The sequence below is a fragment of the Micromonospora sp. ATLC20 genome, from assembly GCF_057196585.1.
This window is the reverse complement of sequence record NZ_JBXUOV010000341.1, coordinates 1-2,317: the sequence shown is the minus strand read 5'-3', so window position 1 is coordinate 2,317 and position 2,317 is coordinate 1. Positions and strand designations below refer to the sequence as shown.

Here is a 2,317-nt window from a genome sequence, read left to right as displayed (position 1 = left end):
GGGAGGCGCTGCGCCGCGGCGACCTGGACGGCGCCGTCACCCGGGCCCGGGCGCTGCTCGACCAGGCGCTCGCCGCCGAACGCGACGAGCTGCGCGGTCGCGACGGCGACGACGCCCGGTTCGCCGAGGCCGTGCTCGACAACCTGCCCCGCTCCACCGCCCGCGCGGTGTCGGAGCTCTCCGGGTACGACTGGGCCAGCGCCGAGGCGCGGCAGACGTACCAGCGGATCCTCGACGGGCTGCGCGGCGACGTGCTGGAGCAGCGTTTCGCCGGGCTGCGCGACGCGGCCCGGGCCACCGCCGACCCGGCCGTCCAGCGGCAGCTCGCCGAGATGATGCGCGACCTCAACGACCTGCTCGCCCGGCACGCCCGCGCCGAGGACACCACCGACGCGTTCGCCGAGTTCATGCGCCGCCACGGCGAGTTCTTCCCGGAACGCCCCACCGACGTCGACGAGCTGATCGACGTACTGGCCCGGCGGGCGGCCGCCGGCGAGCGGCTCATGCGGTCGCTGTCGGACCGGCAACGCGAGGAACTCGCCGGACTGATGCGCCAGTCGCTCGGTGACCGGCTCGCCGGTGAACTGTCCCAGCTCGACGCGCACCTGCGGTCGCTGCGGCCGGACCTGAACTGGCAGCGCGGCGAGCGAGTCCGCGGCGACGAGCCGCTCGGCTACGGCGAGGCCACCGGCGCGCTCGACGAGATCGCCGAACTCGACGAACTGCTGGACTCCCTCGACCAGGACCAGCCCGGCGCCACACTCGACGACGTCGACGTGGAGGCGGTCGCCCGGACGCTGGGCCGCGACGCCGCCGACGACGTACGCCGGTTGCAGGAGCTGGAACGCGAACTGCGCCGCCAGGGCTGGGTCACCCGCGACGCGGACGGGCTGACGCTCAGCCCCAAGGCGCTGCGCCGGCTCGCGAGCACCGCGCTGCGGCGCGTCTTCTCCGACCTGACCGCCGGACCGCGCGGCCAGCACGACCTGCGCACGGCGGGCGCCGCCGGCGAGGTGAGCGGGGCGTCACGCCCCTGGGAGTACGGCGACGAGCAGCCACTGGACGTGGTGCGCACGCTCACCCGGGCGGTACGACGGGCCGGTCCCGGAGTACCGGTGCCGCTCGCGGTCGAGGACTTCGAGGTGGTGGAGACCGAACGGCGGGCGTCGGCGGCGGTGGTGCTGTGCGTCGACCTGTCGTACTCGATGATCTCGCAGGGCCGGTGGGGTCCGATGAAGCAGACCGCGCTGGCCCTGTCGCACCTGATGGCGACCCGGTTCCCGCAGGACGCGCTGCAGATCGTCGGCTTCGGCCGGGAGGCGATGCCGCTGACCCAGCAGGAGCTTGCGGCGGTGGAGCCGGACATGCAGCAGGGCACCAACCTCCAGCACGCGCTGCGGATCGCCGGCCGGCACCTGCGCCGCCACCCGGGTGCCGAGCCGGTGGTGCTGGTGGTCACCGACGGTGAGCCGACGGCGCACCTGGACCCGGAGGACGGTGAGGCGTACTTCCACTGGCCGCCGCTGCCGGAGACCATCTCGGCAACGATCCGGGAGGTGGACCGGCTGACCCGGTACGGCGCGACGCTCAACCTGTTCATGCTGGGCGACGATCCAGGGCTGCGCCGGTTCGTGGACGCGGTGGCGCGGCGTTCGGGTGGCCGCATGTTCACCCCGGACCTGGACGACCTGGGCGAGTACGTGGTTTCCGACTACCTTCGTTCCCGCCACGGCCGCCGCTGACCCCGCTGCTCCCCTCCCTCCCTCCCTCCCTCCTTCCCTCCCCTCGCCCTCCCTCTCGTCGATCTTGGAGTCGTGGCGTCACGAGATGCCCGTTTCGCGCCGTTAGCGAGGTGCCACAACTCCAAGATCGCCGCACCCCTCCCCGGGAGCGCCCGCGATCTTGCACTTGGGGCCCGGGCAAACCTCGCGAACGGGACGCCCCGAGGGCTCGAACTGCAAGATCGCGCGGGCGACCCTTCGGGCGAGTGCTGGCGTCGCGCTCCCGCCCGGCCAGCCCTGCCCGGGCCGGCCCCGCCTGGGTCGGGTCGATCATGAACTTGGCGGCATTTGGTGTCCGGTTTGTCGCCGCTAACCTCATGATCGACGGCCTGGGGGCGGGTGGCTGTGGTGCCGCCCGTGCACGCGAGCTTGTCCCACGCGCCCTGCGCCGCCTCGGCGACCCGAGCCATCAGTGGATCTTGGTACGAAACGGCCCGCATGAGGGCTGTCATGTCCCGGGACATGTGTCAACGGGAAGTCCCGATAGATGTGTCAGGGGTTGTGGATCGTGGGGGTGGGGGTGAGGGGGATGTAGT

General features: G+C 72.9%; 1 protein-coding gene. It reads left to right on the top strand.

Annotated elements, in window-relative coordinates:
- On the top strand, window positions 1-1,742 hold a 1,742-nt coding region (locus AC2CHG_RS31080), incomplete at its 5' end, for a vWA domain-containing protein (protein WP_484526169.1).
- Window positions 1,743-2,317: the final 575 nt, after the last annotated feature.